A 24367-nucleotide genomic window follows, 5' to 3' on the forward strand; every position below is an offset into this window, starting at 1 on the left:
GAACCTCATGGATCCCGGGGATATTCTCGTCCCGAAGGAGAGGACCGATGCGGTCGTGATGGTGGGCGTTGACAGGGATGAACGCGTGGAGTTCATCAAGGTCTACGCGGTCAGCGAGGAAAGGGCCAGAGAAACCCTCAGAGATTTCTTCAACGCAGGGGGCCTCTTCCCCAGCGATTACTTGATAGTGAGCAGCGGTATCGAGGAAGTGGGGGACAGGAAGGCCATAACCACGGCGGGCGAGGCAGAGCTGAGTTCCTTCCTTGGCCGGCTCGGGCTGAAGCTCCTCTCCAACGGAGTTCTATATCTCGAAGGCGTCGACAGGCTCTACCAGTTCACGCTCGTCAGCGAGGACCTATACAAAAAGCTCTCCAGAAAACCCGGGGGAGAGGAGAGAAAGGGGGACTTCAATGCCCTTGATGTCCTCTCCCTCGGGGTTGACGTCATCGTGGAGAACCTGAGGGGTATCGAGCTCGAGGAGGTGGTTCCAGAGGGCTCCATACTCCTCAGGGAGCCCGATCCGGGGGAACTCTGGAGAATCCTCAGGGAGGAAAGGGATTCCCCGGTGGTGGTGGAGACGAAGAACGCAGAAACCTACTCCTCTCTGGATTTCCCGGCCATCGTCCGCCTCCCTCCCCTCACGGTGGAGGAGTTTGTAGCTGAGCTTTCGGAGAGGCTGGGTTTCCACGTTGAGCCGGACCACTTCGCCGGCTATCCTCCCGAGAGGCTCAACCTGAGAAACGTGAAGGCCCTCGCGGACCTCGTTAAGGCCCTGATGGACCGCAGAGGTCTTTCCCCCGATGAAGCCCTCCGCCTTGCGGTGAGGCTCAACCTCGGAGAGCTTTGAAGTGGAGATGCACCTTCTCCCTGAACTCCCGGTTGTGCCTGCCGAGGGCCATACTCACGAGTTCCCGCAGCTTTTCTTCACCCACCAGATAAAGGATGAGAAGGCCCTGATCAGCGGTTACCTCCGAGAGGAACGCCGTTCTTTCGAGGAAGTCCCTTCTGCTTCTGGACTTCCAGAGTTCCACGATCCTCTCAAGGTCCTGAACGATCGCTCCCCTCCTCCTCTCGAACTCCAGCCAGTCGATTGAAACCCTCTCCCCGGGGGACACGTACCTTCCCGGGCTTTCGAGGTAGGGTCTCAGCCCCTCCCCGGCTCTGGAATTGAGGAGCCTTTTACGGAACCTTTCAACGGCAGCGTAATCGTCCTGAAGACGCTTTTTATTCACCATGTCAAGGGCATCGAAAAGGGCTACGGTGGTGAGGTAGCAGAGGGCCGGGAACGGAAGCTCCGGGAGATCCAGAACGCATTTTCCGACCTTTATCCTGGCCCCCTTCCTCCTCTCAAGGCCCTCCAGCACCATTCCCAGAGGATAGCTAAGGCTTTTCACGCAGAATTCGAGCCCGTCCATGTCCCCACCATCCGAAGTTCCGGGATAATGCTAAAAGGGTTTCGTCAGGTTTTTAGATGGTCTTTTCCTTTTACCCTAAGGTGAGAGGATGGAGTGGGTTGAGATAGACGGTTCCCACGGGGAGGGCGGGGGACAGATACTCAGGACGGCCGTGGCCCTCTCGGTTATCACCGGAAGACCCGTCAGGGTTTCCAGAATAAGGGCCGGAAGGCCAAAACCCGGTTTGAGACCCCAGCACCTCCACGGAATTCTGGCACTGAAGGAGCTGAGCAACGCAAGGGTCAGGGGCGCGAGCGTTGGTTCTACCTTCCTCGAGTTCATCCCCGGGAAGCCCTGTCCAAGGGATATCAGGGTTCCGATAAAGACCGCCGGAAGCGTAACGCTCGTCCTTCAGGCCCTTCTCCCGGCCATGGCCTTCACCGGCGGGAGTTTCGAGGTAGCGGGCGGAACCGACGTCCCGTGGAGTCCTCCGGTGGATTACCTGAAGAACGTAACACTGCACGCGCTCGGAAGGATGGGCCTTGAGGTGGAGCTCAGCTTAAAACGGCGCGGCCACTATCCTGAAGGTGGTGGCCTCGTTACCGGGAAGGTTGAACGCTGGGAAGAGCGGAAACCCCTCAGGGCCCTCGAATGGGGCAGAATAAAGTACGTAAGGGGGATAAGTCACGCCACGAACCTTCCCTCCCACGTGGCCGAAAGACAGGCGAGGGCTGCCGAAGAGAGGATTAAGGAGCTCTACGACGTTCCGGTTGAGATATCTAAAGAGGTCTCGCGTTCCCTCGGGCCGGGAAGCGGGATAGTGGTGTGGGCCGAAACCGACTCTTTGAGGCTCGGTGGGGACGCCCTCGGAAAAAGGGGCAAACCGGCGGAAACGGTCGGAAGGGAAGCGGCGGATGAGCTCATAGAACAGTTAAAACCCGGAAGAGCCCTCGACAGGTTCCTGGGGGACCAGATCGTTCCCTTCCTTGCCTTCGCCGGCGGGGAGGTCGGCGTCAGCGAGATCACGAACCATCTCCTTACGAACGTCTGGGTCACGGAGCGGTTCTTCGGGAGGACCTTCGAGGTGGAGGGAGAACCCGGCAAACCCGGTGTCATAAGGGTCGTAAGAAGGGCGGAAGTTTAGTCCCCGGGCTCAATCCCGTAGACCTTTTTTGGATTCTCCACGTGGATCTTATAAACATCTTCCTCGCTGAAAAGCCCGTTCTGGAGGAAGGCCTTCGTCCTCTTTGGCACGGTTTTTGGACCGAGAACGGCCCCCGGCCGGTTTCTGTCGTCTATGTAGTCGGTCTCCATGAGGAACCTGTTCCCCTGCTCTATCGCGGCTTTGATGTTCTTCCTGCTCGCCGGTATGCTCGGAAAGACGCCGACCTCCTCCGCTATTTTGACGAGCGGTGGCGAGAAGTGCTTGACGACCCTGAAGGGTTTTATCCCAACCTCCCTGACGTACTCCCCCAGTTCTCTGAACCGGGCTTCGTCAAAGCTCTCCGTATGGAGCTGAACCGCGCAGTCGGCTTCTCTGGCCAGACTCATACCGTACTTCATCAGCTCGATGCTCGCCTCCCATACCTCCGCCGGGACCTCGTAGTGGGGCCTGCCTATCTCACCGATGGCTATGGCCTTTCCCTCGAGGCAGAGCTTTTGCGCATATTCAAGGGCTTTCATGACCTCGTTTTTTGCGTAATCGATTCCCTTCTCTCCGGCCAGATGGACGAACTCGGCGGGATGAACGCCAACGGCTGCAAAAGCCTTCACGGCCGTTTCCCGGTTGATCCTTTCGACGAGTTCAAGGTGAAAGTCCATGGCCCTCATGAAGTCCTCCGCCCTCGCTCCACCAAAGCCGTAGTCGTGGGCGCTCTTGTAAACCACCACCAGATGCGTCCCGCCGGCCCTGTGGAACTGTCTCACGGAATCGAGGAACAGCCCCTTGAAGGGATCAACGTGGAAGTGGTTGTCCCAGATTATCATGCCATCACCTCACGATCTGTAAACCTCAAGCTCCTCCCCCTCCTCACAGGGAATCCATTTTTCAAGCGTTATGGCAACCCTGTCTCCCTCAACCGCGAAGTCCACCCTCCGGCCGTCGAGTTCCATCCACATTATAGGGCTTACTCCCTTCCCCCTCACCTTGTAGCCCGGGTATATGAGCCCTTCGACCACCTCCCCCACGAGAACCGGCCCGGAGGGGGTTTTAAGGGATTCCTCGACCCTGAACCTGCCCACGGGTTCCCTCGAGGCCACCTCCGTGTTCTCCCCCCTCCGGAAGATCCGCTTCAGGAGCCGCAACTTCACCACCTTACGATTCCTTCGGTACTCCAAGTAGTTCCCCCTTTTATATATGCCTTTTGCCGTAGAAGTTCGAGCACCTTGGAATCCTCGAGTAATCGGGCTACCCCGCCGAAGAAAAGGGAAACTCAGATAAGCGCGGGAACGCCCGGTATCCTTGGGAAGGGCTGGACCTCAGCGATGTGCTTTGCACCCACAAGGTACCTCACGAGTCTTTCCACCCCTATCCCCGCTCCGGCGGAGGGCTTTAGAAGGCCGGCCTTCGCCACCTCGAGGTATGGCCTGAAGGCTTCGGGGTCCAACCCGGCCCGCTTCATCTTCCTGACTATGACCCCGTACTCCCACTCCCTCTCGCCGCCACTCGAGACCTCCCCGTAACCTTCGGGAAGGATCAGATCGTAGTTCCTGAAGTGGCCCGGCTTTTCCGGGTCTTCCCTGTCGTAGAACTCCCTCGGTATATCGACTATCCAGAAGGGTTCATCCATCGCCTCGCTCGCCTTCTCCTCATCGCCGAACTCTTCCCTGATTTCTTCCATCGTGAAGCGCCTGAAGGGGGTCCTTACCTCCGGCACCTCCCTGCCGAACACCTCACCCACTACCTCCCTCATCTCAAGGAAGAGGCCCCTGAAGAGCCCCTCGATGAGTGCCATAACGTCGTCCATGCTCGCACCGGCCATCTCGAAATCGAGCTGGGTGAACTCGTAGGCGTGTCTTCCGTCGTCGGCCGAGGGGTCTTCGAGCCTCACGTTCGGCGAGAGGACGAAGAGCCTGTCAACCCCCATGGCGACGGCCATCTGCTTGTGGAGTATCATGCTGTGGGTGAGGCGAAGCCTTGAACCGTAAGCCCGGATCTCAGGCGGCCTCATGACCCTTTCGGCGGACGGCTCCGGCCAGAGCGGATCCGTGACGGAGCTGAGCATTACCGGAAGAAGCCATCTGAACCCTCTCCTCACCATATAGTCCGTCATGTAACTTACGACCCTCGTCTGGACCTCCATGATAGGTTCGATCCCTCTGGTAACGATCTGCAGGGCGTTCATTGGCATCACCGACTCCGGTTCTCCCATTCCCTTATGACTTTTATGCAAAAATTATTGGATTTTGGTCAGAATAAGACGTTAAATATTGGCTAAATCTGAACAAACGACAATAAATAAGGGGAACCTCCATCCGTACCTGACGATACAGTTATAACGTCCGCAGGGTACCCTACACGGTGGCAAACCATGGGAGTGTACCTATTCAAGCCGGAGGACCTCGTACGCTACGGCTCCGCTACCCCCGAAGGGCTCGAGAGGCTGAAGGAAGCAATCCTCTCCAGAAAGGATATACTGATCGTTGGCTCCAGTCGTTCGGGAAAGACCAAGCTGGTGGAGGCCCTTATTCACTTCATACCCGACGACCGGAAGGTGGCTGTTGTAACGGCTTACGGCGAGTTCAAGGCCTTCAGGCCAAACGTAATCCTGATAGACACCAGCTTCGATGGTCAACCTCTGGAGCAGCGCACATCGAAGGTTATCTCAAAGATCAGGGCTCTGAATCCGGATTACGTTGTCATCGACACCGTCCACACGGTTGACGTTAGCAGGATCTTCCGGGAGCTCATAGAGGATTACGCGTTCATCGTGACCTCCCTTGCCCTCACGGACGACATAAAGGAGGAGGTCAAACACTGGCTCGGAATAAGCGGTGAGACCTTCGGCAGGTTTGACATCGTTGTGGAGCTCTGGAGGGACTGGAGAACCGGAATGAGGAAGGTAAACCGCATATACAAAGTGGAGGACGGGGAACTGAGGGCTATCGCTTAGCCTTCTCCTGCTTTTTTGGTTCTTAGCGCCGGCGTGGGTTAAGGGTTCTAAAAAGGGGAAGAGATGAAAGCTCAGCCCCTGAGCTCTTCTATGACCTCCCTCAGGTTCTCGAGCATCTCCTCGATGTCCTCAAACGTCATGTAACCCATGTTGCCTATCCTGAAGGTCTTCTCGGCGACGCTTCCGTACCCCTTGGCAAGCTCGAAACCGCGCCTGCGCATGGCCTCGTAGACATCGACGCCCTTCATCCCCTCTGGAACGACGACTGCCGTAATGGTCGGGCTCTCGTAGCCCTCCTCCGCGAGTATTCCGAGGCCCAGCTCCCTGACCCCTTCCCTTATCCTCTCGCTCCTCTTCCTGTACATATCGAGCCAGACGTCCTTACCTCCCATCTTCTCTATCATTCTGAGAACCACGTTCAGGCCCAGAATTTGGGGAAGCGGGGGCGTCGAGGGGGTTCCCTTTTTCTTCTCGTTGAACTTCCTGTACCTTGGAAGGTCGAAGTACCAGCCGCGCTCGGGCATCTTCTCGGCTATCTCGAAAACGCGCTCGCTTACCGCGGCCACGGCAAGTCCGGGCGGGACGCCGAAGGCCTTCTGGGAGCTGGCAAAGACGATGTCGATTCCCCACTCATCGAACTTTATATCGGCCCCGCCCATTGCAGAGACGGCGTCGACGAAGAGGAGTTTGTCGTGTTCCTTAACGACCTTCGCCAGCTCCGGCAGGGGATTGAGCACGCCGGTCGAGGTCTCGTTATAGGTTACCGTTACGGCAACGACATCGGGGTTCTTTCTGAGGGCCTCGTCGAGCTCCTCCGGTTTAACGGCCTTCCCGGGTTCCTTCTCAAGAACGACCGCCTTCCTGCCGTTGGTCTCGACAACGTCCCTGAACCTGTCTCCGAAGGCCCCTATGGTGGTTACCAGCACCTTCTCCCCCCTCGGCACGGTGTTCCTGACGGCAGCCTCCATGAAGCCCGTTCCGGAGCTCGGGAAGAGGATTACCTCTCCCTTTTCCGCCTCGAGGAACTCCTTAAGCCGTGAGAGGGTGTCAACGTGAACCTCCTTCGCCTCGGCCGAACGGTGGCTGAACATCTGAACTCCCATTATCGCGAGGACCTCGGGGAAACAGGCGACGGGGCCGGCCGTAAAGAGCCTGTACTTCGGTCTGACGATCTCGTAAACCTCCCTGTAAGCTTCCTCATACTCCATGTCGAACCGGAGTTCCATCAACGTTCACCTCAATTGAAGGTTGACGAGGGATATAAAAAGGATTCGCCCCTTAGACCTCAAACTTCCCGGGGGCTTAAGTTTAAAAGCATCACGTGAACGTTCAGAAGGTGATCTAATGGAGTCCAGAAGTCTCGCCGGAATAACGTTGCTCGTCGTTTCGGCCTTCACAGGGACGGTGGCCTTCCGTCTGGCAACCCCGGCGGTTGCCTTCTACACCCGCGACATACTAAAGGCTTCCATGCTTTCCGTTTCGATAGTCTCGATGTCCTTCGTCATCGCGAGGGCCCTTTCTTCCCTGTTCGGGGGGCTGATCCTCGAAAGGGGTAAGAAGTTCGTTTACATAGGTTCCCTCGCTATGATGGGGAACGCCCTGACCGTTCAGCTCTATCCCCTTACCTCGACGTGGGTTCAGGTGGCCGGTGTAAAGCTCTTGAACGGGTTCCTCAACGGTCTGAGCTGGCCGATGGCCCAGTTCGTGATAGCCGTCGCAACGCCTAAGGAGATGAGGGCGAGGGTCACAGCGGTGTACTTCCTCTTCGGTAGCGTGGCTTCCCTCCTCGGGAACTACGTCTACGCCTTCACGGTTGACCTCGGATTGACTGCTCAGATGTGGATCTCCTCGATCTTCTTTCTCCTGACGGGGGCGGTTATGGCCCTCGCCTACCTCCTGCTCCACGACCGGATAGTCCCGAGAAGGGAGAAAACCCATGGAAAAGAAGCTCCGGCCCTTGATCCGGGGAAAATCCTGATCATGGCATCACTGATGGCCATGATAGTGGCCTTCACCTCCGGCGAGATAACCTACGTCTACGTCTCGGAGGCCCTTGGAATGGAAAAATCAACCACCGCAGCCCTTATCGGTTGGGCGGGTTTCTTAGCGGCGATTTTGAGTTACCCCATCTCGTGGATGGCCGACGTCGGAAACGAGAGGAGAACGGTTATTCTAACATCAACCATGGCGGCAGCCTCACCCCTCCTCGCGGCCATAAAGACCACCCCAACGGTCTTCCTCGGGATATTTCTGGCCCTCTTCGCCTTTCAGAGCTTCCGCCCGATATCGAGAAAGGTTCTCTCTGCCTACCATCGCTCTTCCCTTGCCATCGGAGGGATCAATGCGGTTCAGAATCTATCCACCTTCCTCGGGGGGATGCTCTTTGGCTTTGCCTACTCCCTCGGGGAGATTCGCCTCTTCGTTTCCATGAATCTGGCCCTTTTGACTTTTGCTCCCGTATCCCTGCTCTTGCTGTGGGAGGCCCTTGGGGTCAAGGGGGAAAGATCCCGGGGGTGACCTCCAAAACTTTTATAAAAGCCACGCCAAGCTAAGTTTAGACCGGCTTACGCTCATCCGGAGGTGAGATTATGGGACTTAGACCGGCCAAGATAGATAGGGACGTTGACAAACCGGCTTACACGAGGAGGGAATACATACGCGGTGCGCCCGGTCCGAAGATAACGATCTTCGACATGGGCAACCTCTCGGCAGAGTTCGAATACGAGGTCAGTCTGCACGCTGAGCAGGCCATGCAGATAAGGCAGAACGCCCTTGAGGCCCTGCGTATTCAGGTGAACAGATACCTCCAGAAGAACGTTGGAAGGAGCAACTACCACTTCAAGATCAGGGTTTATCCCTTCCAGGTTCTCAGGGAGAACCCGATGGCAACGGGAAGGAAGGCAGACCGTTACGGAAACGGTATGCGCAGGCCCTTTGGAAAGCCCATAGGCCTTGCCGCCCGCGTCAGAAAGGATCAGAAGATACTCAGCGTCTGGGTCAACGAGGACCACCTTAACTTCGCCCTCGGTGCCATGCACAGGGCGAGGATGAAGCTCCCCTACGGAGCCTACTACAGGATCTACGACAGGGAAGGCAACGACATCACCACAAAGGTTCTCTCCACCATGAAGCGCTGAGCTTTTTTACCTTTCTCTCCCCATAGATCCCCGCGGGTTTTGGGTATATTCATAATAGATTATTACGGCATCACCCCGGATATCTTTACGCCGGTTTTTGCAAAAAAATTGTATACCCTCGAACTCAAAAAAGGGTTGCAGCGTTCGAAAGCCTTTTAAAGGCTCTCCATAGACCCCCCTTCAGCGTTGAAGTTAGCATAGCGTAAGGATGACGGAAATGGCCTGGCATGTCTTCATTCCGGATTCACTCCTCGAAGAAACCGACGACCCAAAGATCAGGACCTACAAAGTCGGCCAGATAGCAAGGGCCTGTTCGATCTTCGGCGTCGAGCACGTCTGGATCTACAGGGCAGGAGGCAGGGATGGAAAGTTCATCAAAACGGTCCTCGAGTACGCTGAAACGCCCCAGTACCTCAGGAAAAGGCTGTTTCCACTGACGCCCGAGCTAAGATATGCCGGGGTGGTACCCCCCCTGAGAACGCCCCACCACAAGCTCCGGGGAAAACCGAAGGTCGGCGAAATCCGCGAAGGCTTCGCCTTCAGGAAGGGGAAGCGGGTTTACGCGGACATCGGTCTCCACGAACTCGCCATCGTCGAGGGCAACGTTGAAGGGAGGGGAACGTTTCGAATCGTCTCGGTGAGGCCCCTGAAGGTGGTTCCGGCAAAACCCCTCGGGTACTGGGGCTACCGGGTGCACCTCAGCGGGAAACCGCTGGCAAAAACACTTAAAAAGGCCAGGCTGGATTTGAGCATCGCGACCTCGCGTAAGGGACGCGACGTAAGAGAGGTGAACCTTCCCCCGATCGAGGGGGAAGTGGGATTCATATTCGGCTCACCGAGGAAGGGTGTGATGGAACTCCTCGGAGGGGAGTACGAATTCGACCTGATCCTCAACACGATTCCAAATCAGCGGACCAAAACCGTCCGCACGGAGGAGGCCGTTTTGGCCACGCTCGCGGTGTTTAATCTCATAAGGAGGGATTGAGATGGGAAAGATACACAGGCCAAGGAGAGGTTCACTGGCTTACTCGCCGAGAAAGAGGGCCAGAAGCGTAGTTCCGAGAATCAAAAAGTGGCCAAAGGACAGCGAAGTTAGGATGCTCGGTTTCGCAGGCTACAAGGCAGGCATGACCCACGTTCTCATGATAGACGACAGACCGGGACTTACCAACGGCAAGGAGATATTCATGCCCGTTACGATAGTTGAGGTCCCGCCGCTCTTCGTCTACGGCATCAGGGCTTACCGGAAGGGCTACCTCGGACTCGAAACCGCCACGGAGGTCTGGTTCCACGAACTCAACGAGCACGTTAGGAGAAGAATAAGGACCCTACCGAAGGACTACGGCGAGGATGCCTTCAGGGAGAAGCTCGCCACCCTCGAGGATCTCATCAACGATGGCGAGGTGGTTGACCTCAGGCTCCTCGTTCACACCCAGCCGTGGCTCATCGGGCTTAAGAAGAAGCCCGAGGTCATGGAGTACGCCATCGGCGGCGATGACGTAAGGGCGAAGTTCGAGTACGCCAGGGAGAAGATCGGAAAGGAACTCAAGGCCGGAGAGGTCCTCCACGAGGGCGAGCTCGTTGACGTGGCTGCGGTCACCAAGGGCAAGGGGACGCAGGGCCCGGTCAAGCGCTGGGGCATTAAGGTGCAGTTCCACAAGGCCCAGAGGGCCGGAAAGGGCAGACACGTCGGTAACCTCGGTCCGTGGCACCCGGCGAGGGTCATGTGGACGGTTCCGCAGGCCGGTCAGATGGGCTTCCACCACAGGACCGAGTTCAACAAGAGGCTCATAGCGATAGGTGAGAACGGCAAACTCAGGCTTGACGGAGGGAAGGAGATAGACATAACCCCGAAGGGTGGCTTCCCCCACTACGGAATCGTGAAGAGCGACTTCCTCATGATACAGGGAAGCGTCGCCGGTTCCTTCAAGAGGATCATCAGGATCAGGCCTGCCATCAGGCCGCCGAAGAAGAGGCCACCCGTGGAGAGGCCACAGATAACCTACGTCAGTAGGGAGTCCAAGCAGTGAGGTGAGGTAGATGAAGGTTAAGGTTTTCAATCTCGAAGGCGAGCCCGTGGAAGAGATAGAGCTTCCGGCGGTCTTTGAAACACCCTTCAGGCCGGACCTTATCAGACGTGCGGTTATAGCATCATGGACCCACAGGATTCAACCGCAGGGCAGGAGCCCCTACGCCGGAAAAAGGCGCGTTACCGAGAACATTGGAAAGGGTCACGGAATGGCAAGGGTTGAGAGAATAAAGACCTCCCCAAGGTTCGCCGCCTTCGTTCCCTTTGCCCGCGGCGGTAGGAGAACCCACCCGCCCAAGGTCGAGAAGGTAATAAGGGAGGGCATCAACAAGAAGGAGCGCAGGCTGGCCATAATGAGCGCCATAGCGGCCACGGCCAACTACGACCTCGTGAGGACAAGGGGACATGCCGTTGACAACCTCCCGCAGGTTCCCCTCGTCGTGGTCGACGACCTCGAGGGAATATTCAAGACCGCCCAGACGAGGGAAGTGTTCAAGAAGCTCGGCGTCTGGGATGACATCGAGAGGGCCAAGAAGGGAACCAAGATCCGCGCCGGGAAGGGCAAGATGCGTGGCAGGAGATACAAAAAGATCAGAGGACCGCTCATCGTCGTTGCCGAAAACAGGGGAATCGTTCAGGGTGCCAGAAACCACCCGGGTGTTGACGTGGTTACCGTGGAGAACCTGAGTGCCGAGCTGCTCGCTCCCGGAACGCACCCCGGAAGGCTTACGATATGGACGAAGGGAGCACTTGAGAGGCTTAGGGAGATTTACGGGTGATGGGAGATGGATCCGTACAAGGTCATCATAAAACCGGTTGTCACGGAAAAGGCCGTGGCAATGATAGAGAAGGAGAACAAGCTAACCTTCGTGGTCGACAAAAGGGCAACCAAGGGAGATATCAAGAGAGCCGTGGAAGAGATGTTCGAGGTAAAGGTCGAGAAGGTCAACACTCTCGTGACGATGAAAGGGGAGAAAAGGGCCTACGTGAAGCTGAAGCCCGAGTACAGCGCGGGTGAGGTTGCCGCCAGAATGGGATTGTTCTGAAGGGGTGAGTGAGATGGGAAAGAGTCTGATCCAGCAGAGGAGAGGTAAGGGAACCACGACCTTTAGGGCACCCTCCCACAGGTACAGGGGTGCGGTCAGATACGTTCCGCTCAACCTTACAAAGGAGAAGACCCTCGTGGGAAAGGTCGTGGAGATACTCCATGACCCGGGAAGGACGGCACCGGTTGCGAGGGTTAAGTTCGAGGACGGCACGGAGAAGCTCATCATAGCCCCAGAGGGGCTCCTCGTTGGGGACGAGGTGGCCATCGGGCCGAACGCCCCCGTCAGGATAGGCAACACCCTCCCGCTGGCGATGATACCCGAGGGAAGCTACGTCTACGACATCGAGGGAGTCCCCGGGGACGGGGGCAAATACGTTAGGGCCGGAGGTTCCTACGCACTCATCGTTAGCAGGGAGAAGGACAGGGTCATAGTCCAGCTTCCGAGCGGTGAGCTCAAGAGCTTTAAACCGACGTGCAGGGCCACCATCGGTGTCGTTGCCGGCGGTGGAAGGCTGGAGAAGCCGATAGTCAAGGCGGGTAAGGCCTACTACATCATGAAGGCACGGAACAGGTTCTGGCCGAAGCCGAGGGGTGTTAAGATGAACGCGGTGAACCACCCCCACGGTGGTAAGGAGCACCACATCGGAAGGCCGAGCACCGTCTCAAGGAGGGCCCCGCCCGGAAGGAAGGTTGGTCATATAGCCGCGAGAAGAACCGGTAGGAGGAAGTGATGAGGATGGTGAGAAGGAAGGAGTTCAGGTATAGGGGTTACACGCTGGATGAACTGCTCAACATGTCGCTGGAGGACTTTGCCAGACTCCTCCCGGCAAGGCAGAGGAGGAGCCTCAAGCGCGGCCTTTCTCGGGAGCAGAAGAAGTTGCTCAGGAAGATAAGACTCGCCAGAAAGGGCAAGTACACGAAACCGATAAGGACCCACAGCAGGGACATGATAATCATCCCCGAGATGGTCGGTATGACCATACACGTCTACAACGGAAAGGAGTTCGTTCCGGTGAGCATCAAGGAGGAGATGATAGGCCACTACCTCGGCGAGTTCGCGCCCACGAGGAAGGTAGTCCAGCACGGTTCACCGGGTGTCGGTGCTACCAGATCGTCGATGTTCGTGGCCATCAAGTGAGGTGGTGTAGATGAGCAGGGGCAGGTTTTCCTACTCATTCCAAAATTTTGATCCCGACAGGATGGCCCGTGCCAGCGGAAGGGACCTCAGGATCTCACCGAAGCACAGCGTGGAGCTGCTCAGGGAGATAAGGGGCATGATGCTCAACGACGCCCTGAAGTACGTTGAAGACGTTATCGCCCTCAGGAGACCGGTGCCGGTGAAGAGGTTCAACGACAGTCAGGGCCACAAGCCCGGAAAAGGCTTCGGTCCCGGAAGGTATCCCGTCAAGGTCGCCAAAGCCGTCAGGAAGATCCTCCTCAACGCCAGAAACAACGCCGAACAGAAGGGCCTCGACCCGGACAGGCTCAGGGTAATACACGCCGCAGCACACAAGGGACCCGTCCTCAGGGGCTACATCCCAAGGGCCTTTGGAAGGGCCACGCCCTTCAACGAGCAGACCACCCACATCGAGATAGTCGTTGAGGAGATCAGGAGGTGAGATTTTGGCCATTGAGAGATACTTCATCAAGGAAGGCGTTAAGGAGATGCTCATCGATGAGTACCTCGAGAAGGAACTCAGGAGGTCCGGTTACGGCGGTATAGACATCAAGAAGACCCCCCTCGGGACCAAGGTAACCATCTTCACCGCCAGACCCGGTTACGTTATAGGAAGGGGCGGAAGGCGCGTCAGGGAACTTACCCGGATCCTCGAGAGGGAGTTCGGGCTTGAGAACCCCCAGATCGATGTGGAGGAGATCAAAAACCCCTACCTCAACGCCAAGGTTCAGGCGGTAAAACTGGCCCAGGCTCTGGAGAGGGGCATCCACTTCAGGAGGGCCGCCTACTCGGCCATCAGGTCCATCATGAGAAACGGAGCCCGGGGCGTTGAGATTCGCCTCAGCGGAAAGCTCACAGGCGAGAGGGCCAAGAGCGTCCGCTTCTATCAGGGGTACCTTGCGAAGGTTGGGAACCCGGCGGAGACCCTCGTCAGCAGGGGCTACGCTCAGGCCCAGCTCAAGCTCGGTGTTATAGGCGTGAAGGTTTCCATCATGCCACCCGACGCCAAGCTCCCCGATGAGATTGAGGTCGTGGAAAAGGTGGAGGAAGAGGTGAGCAACCAATGAAGCCGAGTGAGATCAGGGAAATGAGCATCGAGGAAATCGAGAAAAAGATCAGGGAACTCAGAATGGAGCTCGCCAAGGAGAGGGGTGTGCTCACCATGGGGGCCTCTCTGGAGAACCCCATGGTCATCCGGAACCTCAGGCGCGACATAGCGCGCCTGCTTACCATAAAAAAGGAGAAGCTTGAGGAGAAAAGGTGATGTTTGGTGCCCAGAATCGTTAACCCTCTGGATGAGATGCTCTTTAAGGAAGTGCTGAAGGAACAGCAGAAGATCCGGGTTTACATAGAAAAAGCCCGCTACGGAAAGCTTAAAACCATAATCGAAGGTATAGACGAGAAGGAGTTCGACCTCGAAAGCATAGCCAAAAAACTGAAGGCGAAGCTGGCATGCGGCGGAACGGTAAAGAAGGGCAGGATAGAACTTCAGGGAGACCACAGAGAAAGGGTCAGGAAGTTGCTCGGAGACCTTGGATTTTCCACGGACATGATAGAGGTCGAGTGAACCGGGGAAACATCGTCTGGAGCGAGCTCATAGGCCTGAAAGCAAAAATTATAAGGGCATCCCATCCAGAGCTGGTTGGCATCGAGGGCTATGTCCTTGACGAGACGAGGAACACCCTGACCATCGGTGGTGAAAGGGTTTGGATCATTCCAAAGGACGTGGTTTGGCTCGAATTTGAAGCTGACGATAGAAAGATCCGGATCAATGGAAAAGAGCTGATTGGAAGGCCTGAGATGAGGTTGAAGAAGAGGTGGCGAAAATGAGAGAGATAGGATTGAAGGTTCAGCCTCCAGCTGAGAAGTGCGACGACCCGAACTGCCCCTGGCACGGGCACCTCAGGATACACGGAAGGTATTTCGAGGGAACCGTCGTCAGCGATAAGGGCAAGAAGACCGTCGTTGTGGAGAGGCAGCACTATCATTACCTCAAGAAGTACGAGAGGTACGAGCTCAGGAGGAGCAGGATTCACGCGCACAACCCCGAGTGCATAGACGCAAAGGTCGGTGACAGGGTTCTCATCGCCGAGACCAGACCGATAAGCAAGACCAAGAGCTGGGTTGTGGTTGGGATCACCAAGAGGGCCGGCGAGAGGTGATACGGATGGCAAAGAAAGGTGCAGGTTCCACGAGGGGTCTCAGCCCGGTCAGGCCGACCCGCGCCCTCCCGATAGGCGCTTACCTCAAGGTCGCCGACAACAGTGGCGCCAAGGTGGTTCAGATAATAGGCGTCGTTGGCTACAAGGGGACGAGAAGAAGGCTCGCCTCCGCGGGCGTCGGTGACATGGTGATCGCGACCGTTAAGAAGGGAAGGCCCGACATCAGGCATCAGGTGGTCAGGGCGGTTGTCGTCAGGCAGAGGAAGGAGTACAGAAGGCTGGACGGTATGAGGGTCAAGTTCGAGGACAACGCCGCGGCCATAGTTACCCCGGAGGGTGTTCCGAGGGGAACCGAGATCAGGGGTGCCATAGCGAGGGAGGCGGCCGAGCGCTGGGTCAGGCTCGGAAGTATAGCGAGCATAGTGTTGTGAGGTGAGAAAGATGAAGTTGAAGACGAGACAACCCAAGAAGCAGAGGAGGTTCCTTTACAACGCTCCCCTTCACATCAGGGGTAAGATAATGACCGCCACCCTGAGCCCCGAGCTCAGGAAAAAGTACGGGTTCAGAAGCATTCCGATAAGGAAGGGCGACAAGGTTCGCGTAATGCGCGGGGACTTCAGGGGTAAGGAAGGCAAGGTCGTTAAGGTCGACCTCGGAAGGTACAGGATACACATCGAAGGGGTCACCCAGAAGAAGGTCGACGGAACCGAGGTGTTCTACCCGGTCCACCCGTCGAACGTTATGATAATCGACCTCAACCTTGAGGACGAAAAGAGGGAGAAGATAATCAACAGGAGGGCTGGATGATGGCGAGGAAAGGAGCCAAAAGACACCTTAAGAGGCTCGCTGCTCCAGAGCAGTGGTACATCCCGAGGAAGGCCTACAAGTGGGCGATCAGACCGAGACCCGGTCCCCACAGCATGAAAACCTCCATACCGCTCCTCTACGTGGTCAGGGACTACCTCGGCTACGCAAAGACCGCCCGTGAGGCCAGGAAGATACTCAACGAGGGCAGGGTGCTCGTTGATGGGAAGGTCAGAAAGGACTACAAGTTCCCGGTTGGAATCATGGACATCGTCTCGATCCCCGAGACCGGGGAGCACTACAGGGTTCTCCCCAACAGGATCGGCAAGCTCGTCCTCCACCCGGTAGACGAGAAGGAAGCCGCCATCAAGCCCCTCAGAATAAACAACAAGCGCATGGTCAAGGGCGCGAAGGTTCAGCTCAACCTCCACGACGGAAGCAACCACCTCGTTACCATGGATGTTAAGGACGACTACAGAACGGCCTACACCGTTCTCATGAAGGTTCCCGAGAGGGAAGTCGTTAAGGTCATTCCCTTTGAGGTGGGGGCCTACGTCTTCGTTACCAACGGTAAGAACGTTGCCAGAAAGGGCAGGATAGTCGAGATCAGAGGGTTCCCCATGGGCTGGCCTGACGTCGTTACGATTGAGGACGAGAACGGGGACCTCTTCGACACGCTGAAGGAGTACGCCTTCGTCGTCGGTAAAGAGAAGCCGGAGATTTCCCTTCCGTGAGGTGAGATGAGATGCAGGTTAACAGAGAGGCTATCCTTGCAGACTGGGAAGCTCACCCGATGAGAAAACCCCGGATAGCGAAGGTCACCATAAACATCGGGGTTGGCGAGAGCGGTGAGCGTCTAACCAGGGCCGAGAGGATGCTCGAAGGGCTCGTCGGTCAGAAGCCGATAAGGAGGAGGGCAAAGCAGACCAACAAGGATTTCGGAATCAGGCGCGGAGAACCGATAGCCGTCAAGGTCACCCTCCGGGGCAAAAAAGCCGAGGAAATGCTCAGAAGACTCCTCGCAGCGGTGGACGGCAGGCTCAAGGCAAGGAACTTCGACGAGCACGGTAACTTCTGCTTTGGGATAGAGGAGCACATCAACATACCGGGTGTGGAGTACGATCCGGAGATAGGCATCTTCGGTATGGACGTCTGCGTCACCCTCGAGAGGCCCGGTTTCCGCGTTGCGAGAAGGAAAAGGCGGAGGAAGAAGATACCGAGCAGGCACAAGCTGACCAAGGAAGAGGGCATCGTCTTCGCTATGGAGGAGTTTAAGGTTACCGTGGAGGGATTGTGAGATGGCGAAGGCTGATTACAACAAGAGGAAACCCAGAAAGTTTGGGAAAGGAGCCCGGAGATGCGTCCGCTGCGGCCAGTACGGGCCCGTGATCAGGGTACACGGCCTCATGCTCTGCAGGCACTGCTTTAGAGAGATAGCTCCAAAACTGGGCTTTAAGAAATACGAGTGAGGTGAGGGAGATGACTTTACTTGACCCGCTGGCAAACGCGCTTTCGCATATAACGAACAGCGAGAGGGTTGGGAAGAAGGAGGTTTATCTGAAACCCGCTTCCAAGCTCATGGGAGAGGTCCTCAGGGTTATGCAGGAGAACGGTTACATCGGCGAGTTCGAGTTCATAGACGATGGAAGGGCCGGCATCTACCGCGTACAGCTCGTGGGGAAGATCAACAGGGCAGGGGCCATAAAGCCAAGGTTCCCGGTGAAGGCGAGGGACTACGAGGCCTGGGAGAAGAGGTTTCTACCGGCCTTCGAGTTCGGTATCCTGATAGTCTCAACCTCCCAGGGAGTCATGACCCACAAAGAGGCAATAGAGAAGGGAATCGGCGGAAGGTTGATAGCCTACGTCTACTGAGGTGAGGGAGATGCCAATAGACGCGTGGGTAAGGGAAGAGGTCGAGATCCCGGAGGGGGTTGAGGTCACCGTAGAGAACAACGTCGTGAAAGTCAAGGGACCCAAGGGCGAGCTTGAGAGGGAACTCAGGTACCCGGGAGTCAGAATATTCACCGAGGATGGTAAGGTCGTGATCTTCAAGGAGTTTCCAAGGAAGCGCGATGTGGCAATAGCGAGGACCTTCAAGGCCCACATAGCGAACATGCTCAAGGGCGTTACGGAGGGTTTCACCTACAGGCTCAAGGTCGTCTACAGCCACTTCCCGATAACCGTTAAGGTTCAGGGGGATGAGGTGGTCATCGAGAACTTCCTCGGTGAGAAGAACCCGCGGAGGGCCAAAATACTTCCGGGCGTTAAGGTCAAGGTCATGGGACAGGAGGTCATCGTTGAGGGCATCGACAAAGAAGCCGCTGGCCAGACCGCTGCAAACATCGAGCAGGCCACCAGGATAACCAAATGGGACAGGCGCGTCTTCCAGGATGGGGTTTACATCGTGGAGAAGGCTGGTAAGCCGATAAAGTTCTGAGGTGTGAGGTATGAACGAGAAGGCGAGACTCCTTAGGATAAGGGCCAGAATCAAGGGGAAGAAACCCAAGTTCCTCAGGCAGGAGTGGTGGCGCTATCCGAAGTTCAGGAACAACCCCAAGTGGCGCAGACCGAAGGGAATAGACAGCAAGATGAGGCTCAAGAAGAAGGGCAAGCCGAGATCACCGAGCATAGGGTGGAGCTCACCCCGGCTCGTCAGGGGACTTCACCCGAGCGGGTACGAGGAGGTCCTGATTCACAACGTCAGGGAACTCGAGAGCGTTGATCCGACCAGACAGGCGGTGAGGATAGCGGGAAGCGTTGGTGCCAGAAAGAGGGAGGCCATCCTTGCAAGGGCAAAAGAACTCGGTGTGAGGGTCCTTAACGCGAGGTGAGAGCATGCTCAGGATGCAGAGAAGGATTGCCGCTGATCTGTTGAAGTGTGGTGAGAACAGGGTCTGGATAGACCCGGAGAGGATTGATGACGTGGCCGCGGCCATAACCAGAGAGGACATCAAGAGGCTCATCAACGACGGCGTCATCAAAAAGAAACCGGTAAAAGGACAGAGCAGGGCCCGCGCCAGGGCCTATCAGGAGGCCAAAAAGAAGGGTCGCCACAGGGGTCCGGGGAGCAGGAAGGGTAAGAAAACTGCCAGAATGGGCAAGAAGGAGCGCTGGATAAGGACTATCCGCGTCCTGAGGAAGGAACTCAGGAAGCTCAAAGCCGAGGGCAGGATAGACGAGCACACCTACAGGAGGCTCTACATAAGGGCCAAGGGCGGCCAGTTCAAGAACAGGAGGCAGCTCTACCTGTTCATGAAGGAGCACGACATACTGAAGGAGTGAGGTGAGAGGAATGGCACACGGACCGAGGTATAGGGTTCCCTTCAGGAGAAGGAGAGAGGGTAAGACTAACTATCACAAGAGGCTCGCCCTCCTCAAGTCCGGAAAGCCGAGGCTTGTTGTGAGGAAGACCCTCAACCACCACATAGCTCAGATAATCGTCTACGATCCAAAGGGGGACAGGACGATAGTTTCCGCCCACACAAGGGAGCTAATGAGGGACTTCGGCTGGAAGGGACACGGGGGCAACACGCCCTCCGCTTACCTGCTCGGGCTCCTCATAGGCTACAAGGCCAGAAGGGCAGGTGTGGAGGAGGCCATACTGGACATAGGCCTTCACCCGCCCACAAGGGGTTCGAGCGTGTTCGCCGTTTTAAAGGGTGCGGTTGATGCCGGACTTAGCGTTCCCCACAGCGAGGAGATCTACCCCGAGGACTACAGAATAACCGGCGAGCACGTGGCGAAGTACGCCGAATCGCTCGAGGAGGATGAGTACCGGAGGCAGTTTTCGGGATACCTCGCCAGGAGCCTCAAGCCGGAGAAACTCCCCGAGCACTTTGAGGAGGTCAAGGCGCGGATAATCGAGAGGTTTGAGGGGGCGAGAGAATGAGCGATCCAAGGGAGATCACTCAGAGGGTTCTGGAGGAGTGGGAGCCGAAGACCAAGCTCGGCAGGCTCGTCAAGGAGGGCCAGATAACGGACATTCACGAGATATTCCGTAAGGGATACCAGATCAAGGAACCGGAGATAGTTGACGTTCTCCTTCCGGAGGTCAACATGAGGGAGAACCAGGAGGTACTTGACATAGCCCTGACCGTCAGGATGACCGACAGCGGCAGGAGGATAAGGTTCAGGGTTCTCGCTGCCGTCGGCAACAGGGACGGTTACGTGGGCCTTGGCATCGGCCACGGCAGGGAAGTCGGAGTGGCCATCAGGAAGGCCATCAACTACGCAAAGCTGAACATCATCGAGATCAAGCGCGGCTGTGGAAGCTGGGAGTGCAGGTGCAGGAGACCCCACTCAATACCCTTCGCCGTTGAGGGCAAAGAGGGAAGCGTCCGCGTCAAGCTCATGCCCGGACCGAGGGGTCTTGGACTGGTCATAGGTGACGTTGGTAAGAAGATCCTCAGCCTGGCGGGAGTTCAGGACGTCTGGTCGCAGAGCTTGGGTGAGACGAGAACCACCGTGAATTTCGCCAAGGCTGTGTTCAACGCACTCTACAACACCAACCGCGTTGCAGTCCAGCCGGGCATGGCTGAGAAATACGGCATCGTCGTCGGAAGGGAGATGTCGACCAACTTCGAGCTGGAGTGAGGTGAGAGGTAATGGCAAAACTCGCACTCATCAGGCTTAGGAGCGGGATAAGGGCCGGGGGTGATGTTAGGGACACTCTGGCCATGCTCCGCCTCCACAGGATCAACCACCTCGTCCTCGTCAATGACGATCCCAGCTACAGGGGAATGATCCAGAAGGTCAACAACTACATCACCTGGGGAGAGGTGAACGCCGAGACCCTCGCGGCACTGATCAGGAAGAGGGGCAGGCTCGTGGGCAACAAACCCGTTACGGATGACTACGTAAGGGAGAAGCTCGGGATGACCATCGACGAGTTCGCCAGAAAGGTCGTTGAGGGCGAGATGGAACTCACCCAGATACCGAACCTTAAGCCCGTCTTCAGGCTCCACCCACCGAGGGGTGGCCTCAAGGGGAGCAAGAAGCGCAGCTTTAAGGAAGGAGGCGCCCTCGGCTATCGTGGCGAGAAAATAAACGACCTCATTGAGAGAATGCTCTGAGGTGGCGAGAGATGATTAGGAGGAAAAGGAAGGTTAGAAAGCTCCGCGGAAGTCATACTCATGGATGGGGCTGCAAGAAAAAGCACCGCGGCGGTGGTAGCAAGGGCGGCAGGGGAATGGCAGGAACCGGAAAGAGGAAGAACACCAAGTGGACGTGGGTCATCAAATACGCCCCGGACCACCTCGGTAAGAGGGGCTTCCACAGGCCAAAGGCGGTTCAGTATACCCCCTCCGTCATAAACCTCAGCGATATCGATGAGAACCTTCAGCTCTTCCTCGATATGGGTATAGCCGTTGAGGAAGGGGGGAAGGTGATCGTTGACGTCACGGGGCTCGGCGTGGACAAGGTCCTCGGAACGGGGAAGCTCACCAGACCCATCGTCATCAAGGCCCGTTACGTTACCCCGAAGGCTGAAGAGAAGATAAGGGCTGCCGGCGGCGAGGTTATCCTCGCCTGACCCCCTTTAACTTTTGGCGGGTGTTGACCATGAGCTTCAGGAACGTAGTGTTTGCGATGGAACGGTACTTCCCAGAGGTGGAACGGCCCAAGAGGCACGTCCCGCTCAAGGAGAAGTTCATGTGGAGTGGAATCGTTCTGGTACTCTACTTCATCCTCGCGGAGATCCCCCTCTACGGGATCCCGTCACAGATTCAGGATTACTTCTCCACGCTCAGGTTCGTTCTCGCGGGAAGGAGCGGTTCCCTCCTGACGCTGGGTATCGGCCCAATAGTCACCGCGAGTATTATAATGCAGCTTCTCGTCGGTTCGGAGATAGTCCACCTTGATCTTTCCAATCCGGAAGATAGGAGGTTTTATCAGGCCTCCCAGAAGCTGTTTGCGGTATTCATGAGCTTCTTCGAGGCGGCAATATACGTCTTCGCCGGTGCCTTCGGAAGGGTGGACTCCAGCCTTGGGGCCTTCCAGACGACCACCACACCCGCGGGTACGGCCTACATCGGGCTCGGTCTGGCGACACTAATAATCCTTCAGCTCGGATTCGCCTCGACGATGCTCATCCTCCTCGATGAACTCGTGAGCAAGTGGGGCATCGGGAGCGGTATAAGCCTCTTCATCGCCGCGGGTGTTTCCCAGACGGTCATCACGAAAGCCCTCAATCCAGCAACGACCTCCAGCTACATCGATCCGGTGACGGGTGGCCCGGCTATAGTCGGTGCCATTCCCGCCTTCATACAGCACCTGTTCCATGGTGACCTCACGGGCGCCCTTTACAGGGGAACGCTACCCGATATAATGGACCTCACCGCCACGATAATAGTCTTCCTGGTGGTCGTTTACCTCGAGAGCATGCGCGTTGAGATACCCCTGAGCTACGGCAGGGTCACCGTCCGCGGAAGGTACCCGATAAGGTTCATGTACGTCAGCAACATCCCCATCATACTGACCTTCGCCCTCTACGCCAACATCCAGCTCTGGGCCCGGCTCCTCAACAACTTCGGCTACACCTTCCTCGGGACCTTTGACCAGAACGGTTATCCCCTGACGGGCCTCGTGACCTACCTCTACCCGCCGAGGGACATCTACCACGTTGCGGCCGATCCGCTCAGGGCCCTGGTTTACGCCCTGATAACGATCTTCTGGGCGATAATCTTCGGGTTCCTCTGGGTGGAGCTAACGGGTCTCGACGCGAGGAGTATTGCCAGACAGCTTCAGAAGGCCGGCCTCCAGATTCCGGGATTCAGGAGGGATCCAAGGATACTCGAGAGGGTGCTTAACAGGTACATCCCCTACGTAACGTTCTGGGGATCCTTTACCCTTGCCATAGTGGCGGTGCTGGCGGACTTCCTCGGGGCCCTCGGTACCGGAACAGGAATACTCCTTACGGTCGGAATACTCTACAGGTTATACGAGGAGATAGCCAGAGAACAGGCCACCGAGATGTTCCCGGCCCTCAGGAAGTTCTTCTCCAAGTAACCTTTTCCCTTTTCACAAAACCTTTTAAACCCGCCGGATTACTTCTCCCAGAAACCTCCCTGGGTGGGTGAGATGTCGTTTGTGGTCATGATAACCGGGATTCCGGGGGTCGGTAAAAGCACCATAACAAGGATGGCCCTCAAAAAAACGAAGGCCAGATTCAGACTCGTCAACTTCGGTGATCTGATGTTCGAGGAGGCCGTTAAGTCCGGACTCGTCAGACACAGGGACGAGATGAGGCGGCTGAATCCGGAAGTTCAAAAGGAGCTTCAGCTGAAGGTCGCAAGGAAGATAGTGGAAATAGCCGAGAGGGAACCGGTACTCCTCGATACCCACGCCACCATCAGGACCCCCGCCGGCTACCTGCTCGGGTTTCCCAGGGAGGTTATCGAGGTGATAAACCCCAATTTCATAGTCATAATAGAGGCCTCACCCAGTGAGATACTCGGAAGGCGCCTCCGGGATCTCAAGCGCGACAGAGACGTTGAAACCGAGGAGCAGATACAGCGCCACCAAGATCTGAACCGCGCCGCAGCGGTTAGCTACGCCATGCACTCCCATGCTCTCATAAAGATAATCGAGAACCACGAGGACAAAGGTCTTAAAGAGGCCGTTCATGAACTTGTTGAGATACTGAATCTGGCGGTGGGGGAGTATGCTTGAAGGTATATACGGTTTACTTGACAATCTGTTCGGACCCATGATACAGGCGTACCACCCGATATGGGTGGTTACCGTATCCGGAATAATACTGGGTGCTTTTTTCACCCTGCTGAACTACGTCCTGGTTGATCAGGAGAAGATTAAGTTACTCCAGAAGAAAAGCAAGGAGTTCCAGAAGAAATACAGGGAAGCACAGGAATCCAGAGACGAGAAGAAACTCAGAAAGCTGCAGCAGGAGCAGATGGAGCTGATGAAGCTCCAGAGCGAGGTAATGAAGGACACGATGCTCAAGGTCAGCCTCCTGACCCTGCCGATATTCTGGATATTCTTCGGATGGCTCAGGAGATGGTACGTCGAGGTGGGAATAGCTAAGGCACCCTTTAACTTCTTCCTGTTCGACTGGTTCCACGGGTTTTACCATTCGGGACTGCCTGCCAGCGAGCTCGGTTACGTGGGCTGGTACATAATGACATCGACGGTAGTCGGCTACGCCCTCAGAAAGCTCCTCGACATGGGTTAAATTTAAAAAGAGTCCACAAATAGGGGTTGCGAGGTGAGAGAGATGAAGCCGATGTACAGATCAAGGTCATGGAGGCGGAAGTACGTCAGGACCCCGGGCGGAAGGACGGTCATACACTTTGAGAGGAAGAAGCCCAAGGTAGCCCACTGCGCCATGTGCGGCAGGCCGCTCAACGGTGTCCCCCGCGGCAGGTCTTCCGCTCTCAGGAAGCTCCCCAAAACTGCAAAGAGGCCCGAGAGGCCCTACCCGAACCTCTGCCCGGAGTGCATGAGGAAGGTCATGAAGGCCCAGGTCAGGGCAGGCCTCGTATGAGGTG

At 56.6% G+C, this 24367-nt stretch carries 39 protein-coding genes; 34 read left to right on the top strand and 5 right to left on the bottom strand.

All coding sequences use genetic code 11. The features are described 5' to 3' along the window. Nucleotides 1–7: 7 nt before the first annotated feature. A complete protein-coding gene (locus A3L12_RS00535) occupies nt 8–847 on the top strand; it encodes a hypothetical protein (protein WP_088881795.1) in 840 nt (279 codons plus the stop codon). On the opposite strand, the gene A3L12_RS00540 is transcribed toward A3L12_RS00535, so the two are convergent. After that, nucleotides 828–1415: a hypothetical protein gene (locus A3L12_RS00540; protein WP_088881796.1), complete on the bottom strand. Its 588-nt coding sequence runs from the start codon at nt 1413–1415 to the stop codon at nt 828–830. The two genes, A3L12_RS00535 and A3L12_RS00540, sit on opposite strands and share 20 nt — an antisense overlap. Before the next feature lie 88 nt (nt 1416–1503). On the opposite strand from A3L12_RS00540, the gene rtcA reads away from it, so the two are divergent. Further along, nucleotides 1504–2538 carry an RNA 3'-terminal phosphate cyclase gene (gene rtcA / locus A3L12_RS00545; RefSeq protein ID WP_088881797.1) on the top strand — a complete coding sequence of 345 codons (1035 nt, stop codon included), beginning with the start codon at nt 1504–1506 and terminating at the stop codon, nt 2536–2538. On the opposite strand, the gene A3L12_RS00550 is transcribed toward rtcA, so the two are convergent. The 3 genes from A3L12_RS00550 to A3L12_RS00560 form a co-directional block, all read right to left on the bottom strand. Further along, entirely contained in the window at nt 2535–3380 is an 846-nt protein-coding gene (locus A3L12_RS00550; RefSeq protein WP_088881798.1) for a TatD family hydrolase, read from the bottom strand. The genes rtcA and A3L12_RS00550 overlap by 4 nt on opposite strands. Nucleotides 3381–3389: 9 nt before the next feature. Then, on the bottom strand, nt 3390–3704 hold the full coding sequence (gene pbp11 / locus A3L12_RS00555) for a tRNA-binding protein Pbp11 (protein WP_232462894.1): 315 nt from the start codon (nt 3702–3704) through the stop codon (nt 3390–3392). Between the two features lie 122 nt (nt 3705–3826). Beyond that, on the bottom strand, nt 3827–4738 hold the full coding sequence (locus A3L12_RS00560; RefSeq protein WP_088881800.1) for an asparagine synthetase A: 912 nt from the start codon (nt 4736–4738) through the stop codon (nt 3827–3829). Between the two features lie 186 nt (nt 4739–4924). Between A3L12_RS00560 and A3L12_RS00565 the strand changes: the two genes are divergently transcribed. Further along, nucleotides 4925–5506, top strand: a complete 582-nt coding sequence (locus A3L12_RS00565; RefSeq protein WP_088881801.1) for a Flp pilus assembly complex ATPase component TadA — start codon at nt 4925–4927, stop codon at nt 5504–5506. A 71-nt stretch (nt 5507–5577) separates the two neighbouring features. On the opposite strand, the gene A3L12_RS00570 is transcribed toward A3L12_RS00565, so the two are convergent. Further along, nucleotides 5578–6732, bottom strand: a complete 1155-nt coding sequence (locus tag A3L12_RS00570; RefSeq protein ID WP_088881802.1) for an alanine--glyoxylate aminotransferase family protein — start codon at nt 6730–6732, stop codon at nt 5578–5580. A gap of 118 nt (nt 6733–6850) precedes the next feature. Here A3L12_RS00570 and A3L12_RS00575 point away from each other — a divergent pair, with 118 nt between their 5' ends. From A3L12_RS00575 to A3L12_RS00725, 31 genes are all read left to right on the top strand, one after another. Continuing rightward, nucleotides 6851–8023: an MFS transporter gene (locus A3L12_RS00575; protein WP_088881803.1), complete on the top strand. Its 1173-nt coding sequence runs from the start codon at nt 6851–6853 to the stop codon at nt 8021–8023. A 71-nt stretch (nt 8024–8094) separates the two neighbouring features. Next, nucleotides 8095–8643, top strand: coding sequence for a 50S ribosomal protein L16 (locus A3L12_RS00580; protein ID WP_088881804.1), 549 nt, complete (start codon nt 8095–8097; stop codon nt 8641–8643). 217 nt (nt 8644–8860) lie between these two features. After that, the gene (locus A3L12_RS00585) at nt 8861–9628 is read left to right on the top strand and encodes a putative RNA uridine N3 methyltransferase (protein WP_088881805.1); all 768 of its coding nucleotides are present in this window, start codon (nt 8861–8863) and stop codon (nt 9626–9628) included. 1 nt (nt 9629) lies between these two features. Beyond that, entirely contained in the window at nt 9630–10673 is a 1044-nt protein-coding gene (locus A3L12_RS00590; protein ID WP_088881806.1) for a 50S ribosomal protein L3, read from the top strand. 10 nt (nt 10674–10683) lie between these two features. Beyond that, on the top strand, nt 10684–11451 hold the full coding sequence (rpl4p, locus tag A3L12_RS00595) for a 50S ribosomal protein L4 (protein WP_088881807.1): 768 nt from the start codon (nt 10684–10686) through the stop codon (nt 11449–11451). Nucleotides 11452–11457: 6 nt separating this feature from the next. After that, complete coding sequence (locus A3L12_RS00600) at nt 11458–11718, top strand: 50S ribosomal protein L23 (protein WP_088881808.1); 261 nt, start codon at nt 11458–11460, stop codon at nt 11716–11718. 13 nt (nt 11719–11731) lie between these two features. Next, complete coding sequence (locus A3L12_RS00605; protein WP_088881809.1) at nt 11732–12451, top strand: 50S ribosomal protein L2; 720 nt, start codon at nt 11732–11734, stop codon at nt 12449–12451. Between the two features lie 5 nt (nt 12452–12456). Then, nucleotides 12457–12858 (top strand): 30S ribosomal protein S19, encoded by a 402-nt coding sequence (locus A3L12_RS00610; RefSeq protein WP_088883182.1) that lies wholly within the window; start codon nt 12457–12459, stop codon nt 12856–12858. Nucleotides 12859–12868: 10 nt separating this feature from the next. Then, nucleotides 12869–13339 (top strand): 50S ribosomal protein L22, encoded by a 471-nt coding sequence (gene rplV, locus A3L12_RS00615; protein WP_088881810.1) that lies wholly within the window; start codon nt 12869–12871, stop codon nt 13337–13339. A 4-nt stretch (nt 13340–13343) separates the two neighbouring features. After that, nucleotides 13344–13964 carry a 30S ribosomal protein S3 gene (gene rpsC, locus A3L12_RS00620; RefSeq protein WP_088881811.1) on the top strand — a complete coding sequence of 207 codons (621 nt, stop codon included), beginning with the start codon at nt 13344–13346 and terminating at the stop codon, nt 13962–13964. Next, nucleotides 13961–14161, top strand: a complete 201-nt coding sequence (gene rpmC, locus A3L12_RS00625) for a 50S ribosomal protein L29 (RefSeq protein WP_088881812.1) — start codon at nt 13961–13963, stop codon at nt 14159–14161. Before rpsC ends, rpmC begins: the two co-directional genes overlap by 4 nt. 3 nt (nt 14162–14164) lie before the next feature. Beyond that, nucleotides 14165–14464: a stress response translation initiation inhibitor YciH gene (yciH, locus tag A3L12_RS00630; protein WP_198300050.1), complete on the top strand. Its 300-nt coding sequence runs from the start codon at nt 14165–14167 to the stop codon at nt 14462–14464. Continuing rightward, nucleotides 14350–14727, top strand: coding sequence for a ribonuclease P protein component 1 (locus A3L12_RS00635; protein ID WP_088881814.1), 378 nt, complete (start codon nt 14350–14352; stop codon nt 14725–14727). Before yciH ends, A3L12_RS00635 begins: the two co-directional genes overlap by 115 nt. After that, nucleotides 14724–15059, top strand: a complete 336-nt coding sequence (locus A3L12_RS00640; RefSeq protein ID WP_088881815.1) for a 30S ribosomal protein S17 — start codon at nt 14724–14726, stop codon at nt 15057–15059. Before A3L12_RS00635 ends, A3L12_RS00640 begins: the two co-directional genes overlap by 4 nt. A gap of 5 nt (nt 15060–15064) precedes the next feature. After that, a complete protein-coding gene (locus tag A3L12_RS00645; protein WP_088881816.1) occupies nt 15065–15490 on the top strand; it encodes a 50S ribosomal protein L14 in 426 nt (141 codons plus the stop codon). Between the two features lie 10 nt (nt 15491–15500). Further along, nucleotides 15501–15866, top strand: coding sequence for a 50S ribosomal protein L24 (gene rplX, locus A3L12_RS00650; RefSeq protein ID WP_088881817.1), 366 nt, complete (start codon nt 15501–15503; stop codon nt 15864–15866). Then, nucleotides 15866–16597 carry a 30S ribosomal protein S4e gene (locus A3L12_RS00655; RefSeq protein ID WP_088883183.1) on the top strand — a complete coding sequence of 244 codons (732 nt, stop codon included), beginning with the start codon at nt 15866–15868 and terminating at the stop codon, nt 16595–16597. Before rplX ends, A3L12_RS00655 begins: the two co-directional genes overlap by 1 nt. An 11-nt stretch (nt 16598–16608) precedes the next feature. Continuing rightward, nucleotides 16609–17160 carry a 50S ribosomal protein L5 gene (locus A3L12_RS00660; protein WP_088881818.1) on the top strand — a complete coding sequence of 184 codons (552 nt, stop codon included), beginning with the start codon at nt 16609–16611 and terminating at the stop codon, nt 17158–17160. Between the two features lies 1 nt (nt 17161). Next, a complete protein-coding gene (locus A3L12_RS00665; RefSeq protein WP_088862182.1) occupies nt 17162–17332 on the top strand; it encodes a 30S ribosomal protein S14 in 171 nt (56 codons plus the stop codon). Nucleotides 17333–17342: 10 nt separating this feature from the next. Next, nucleotides 17343–17735, top strand: coding sequence for a 30S ribosomal protein S8 (locus tag A3L12_RS00670; protein WP_088881819.1), 393 nt, complete (start codon nt 17343–17345; stop codon nt 17733–17735). 10 nt (nt 17736–17745) lie between these two features. Further along, on the top strand, nt 17746–18300 hold the full coding sequence (locus tag A3L12_RS00675; protein ID WP_088881820.1) for a 50S ribosomal protein L6: 555 nt from the start codon (nt 17746–17748) through the stop codon (nt 18298–18300). Nucleotides 18301–18310: 10 nt separating this feature from the next. Then, entirely contained in the window at nt 18311–18694 is a 384-nt protein-coding gene (locus A3L12_RS00680; protein ID WP_088881821.1) for a 50S ribosomal protein L32e, read from the top strand. Nucleotides 18695–18698: 4 nt separating this feature from the next. Next, nucleotides 18699–19145 (top strand): 50S ribosomal protein L19e, encoded by a 447-nt coding sequence (locus A3L12_RS00685; RefSeq protein WP_088881822.1) that lies wholly within the window; start codon nt 18699–18701, stop codon nt 19143–19145. A 10-nt stretch (nt 19146–19155) separates the two neighbouring features. Continuing rightward, nucleotides 19156–19752 (top strand): 50S ribosomal protein L18, encoded by a 597-nt coding sequence (locus A3L12_RS00690; RefSeq protein WP_088881823.1) that lies wholly within the window; start codon nt 19156–19158, stop codon nt 19750–19752. Beyond that, on the top strand, nt 19749–20456 hold the full coding sequence (gene rpsE, locus A3L12_RS00695) for a 30S ribosomal protein S5 (protein WP_088881824.1): 708 nt from the start codon (nt 19749–19751) through the stop codon (nt 20454–20456). Before A3L12_RS00690 ends, rpsE begins: the two co-directional genes overlap by 4 nt. Before the next feature lie 11 nt (nt 20457–20467). Further along, nucleotides 20468–20935, top strand: coding sequence for a 50S ribosomal protein L30 (locus A3L12_RS00700; RefSeq protein WP_088881825.1), 468 nt, complete (start codon nt 20468–20470; stop codon nt 20933–20935). A gap of 11 nt (nt 20936–20946) precedes the next feature. Next, entirely contained in the window at nt 20947–21393 is a 447-nt protein-coding gene (locus A3L12_RS00705; RefSeq protein ID WP_088881826.1) for an uL15 family ribosomal protein, read from the top strand. Nucleotides 21394–21422: 29 nt separating this feature from the next. After that, entirely contained in the window at nt 21423–22868 is a 1446-nt protein-coding gene (gene secY / locus A3L12_RS00710) for a preprotein translocase subunit SecY (protein ID WP_088881827.1), read from the top strand. A gap of 72 nt (nt 22869–22940) precedes the next feature. Then, nucleotides 22941–23531 (top strand): adenylate kinase, encoded by a 591-nt coding sequence (locus tag A3L12_RS00715; protein WP_088881828.1) that lies wholly within the window; start codon nt 22941–22943, stop codon nt 23529–23531. Further along, a complete protein-coding gene (locus A3L12_RS00720) occupies nt 23524–24051 on the top strand; it encodes a DUF106 domain-containing protein (RefSeq protein WP_088881829.1) in 528 nt (175 codons plus the stop codon). Before A3L12_RS00715 ends, A3L12_RS00720 begins: the two co-directional genes overlap by 8 nt. Before the next feature lie 42 nt (nt 24052–24093). Next, nucleotides 24094–24363 (top strand): 50S ribosomal protein L34e, encoded by a 270-nt coding sequence (locus A3L12_RS00725; RefSeq protein WP_088881830.1) that lies wholly within the window; start codon nt 24094–24096, stop codon nt 24361–24363. Nucleotides 24364–24367 lie beyond the last annotated feature (4 nt).

This window comes from Thermococcus sp. P6 (assembly GCF_002214525.1).
GTDB lineage: Archaea > Methanobacteriota_B > Thermococci > Thermococcales > Thermococcaceae > Thermococcus.